General features: G+C 64.3%; 2 protein-coding genes. Both read right to left on the bottom strand.

The window, feature by feature from the left end; genetic code table 11:
- Window positions 1-1,034, bottom strand: a 1,034-nt coding sequence (locus Q0L94_RS17755; protein WP_296755994.1) for a phosphoglycerate kinase, incomplete at its 3' end; no start/stop codon positions are given.
- 154 nt (window positions 1,035-1,188) lie between these two features.
- Window positions 1,189-1,741 (bottom strand): type I glyceraldehyde-3-phosphate dehydrogenase (locus tag Q0L94_RS17760; protein ID WP_296755997.1); only part of this gene is annotated, 553 nt, incomplete at its 5' end.

The raw sequence follows: 1,741 nt of genomic DNA on the forward strand, positions 1-1,741 counted from the left end.
CCGGCCAGGGTGAAGGCGTTGGTGTTGGCGATCGCCATGGCGATGGTCTTGGTGCCTTCGCCGAACTGGTCGAACTCGAACACGCCGACCGGGCCGTTCCACACCACGGTGCCGGCCTTCATGATGATGTCGGCGAGTTCCTGCGCGCTCTTCGGGCCGATGTCGAAAATCATGTCGTCGTCGGCGACGTCGCCAGAATCCTTCAGCACCGCGGGCTCGTTGGCGTCGAACTTCTTGCCGCACACCACGTCGACAGCGATCGGGATGGTCGCACCGCGCGCGGTCATCTTCTCGATCAGCGCCTGCGCGGTGGGCACCAGGTCGTCCTCGCACAGCGACTTGCCGACGTTATGGCCGGCTGCCTTGAGGAAGGTGTTGGCGATGCCGCCGCCGACCACCAGTTGTTCGCATTTCTCGGCCAGCGCTTCCAGCACGGTCAGCTTGGTCGACACCTTGGAGCCGCCGACGATGGCAACCATCGGGCGCGCCGGGTTGGCCAGCGCCTTGTCCAGCGCGTCGAGTTCTTCGGTCAAGAGGATGCCGGCCGCGGCGGTCGGGGCGAACTTGGCGATGCCGTGGGTCGAGGCCTGGGCACGGTGCGCGGTGCCGAAGGCGTCCATCACGAAGACGTCGCACAATGCGGCGTATTTCTTCGCGGTGTCGTCGACGTTTTTCTTCTCGCCCTTGTTGACCCGGCAGTTTTCCAGCACCACCAGTTCGCCGTCGGCGACGTCGAAGCCGCCGTCGGTCCATTCGCGGATCAGGCGGATGTTCTTGCCGAGCTTCTGCGCGATCACGTCGACCACGGGTTTGAGCGAATCCTCTTCCCTGAACTCGCCTTCGGTCGGGCGGCCGAGGTGGGAGGTGACCATCACCTTGGCGCCGGCCTTCAGGCAGTGCTCGATGGTGCGCATCGACGCGGTGATGCGGGCGTCGGAGGTGACCTTGCCGTCCTTGACCGGCACGTTCATGTCGGCGCGGATGAACACGCGCTTGCCTGCCAGATCGAGATCGGTGACGCGGATGAATGCCATGCTTGTTTCTCCTGAAGGTAAGATTTAAGGGTTGGCGCGGGGTTGGAGTCCGCGCCAGGCCTTAAAGCTCGAAGCAGTGAGGGGTAAGGCGTCAGGGGTGAGGCGGGACTGCGCCCGTCCTCTTACCCCTGACCCCTCACCCCTTAGCGGCAAATTACTTCGCCACGTGCTGCACGAAGCGCAGCATGTTGCAGGTGTAGCCGTACTCGTTGTCGTACCAGGCCACGACCTTGACGAAGGTGTCGTCCAGGGCGATGCCGGCCTCGGCGTCGAAGATCGACGAGAAGCTGTTGCCGCGGAAGTCGGTGGAAACCACTTTTTCGTCGGTGTAGCCCAGCGTCTTGCTGATGTCGCCGGATTGCGCGGCTTTCTTCATCGCAGCGCAGATGTCGGCGTACTTGGCGGGTTTTTCCAGCTCGACGGTCAGGTCGACCACCGACACGTCGGAAGTGGGAACGCGGAACGCCATGCCGGTCAGCTTGCCCTTCAGTTCCGGCAGCACCACGCCGACGGCCTTGGCGGCGCCGGTCGAGGACGGGATGATGTTTTCCAGGATGCCGCGGCCACCGCGCCAGTCCTTGGAAGACGGGCCGTCGACGGTTTTCTGGGTGGCGGTGGCGGCGTGCACGGTGCTCATCAGGCCGCGCTTGATGCCCCAGTTGTCGTTCAGCACCTTGGCGATCGGCGCCAGGCAGTTGGTGGTGCAC

Source organism: Thiobacillus sp. (assembly GCF_024708915.1).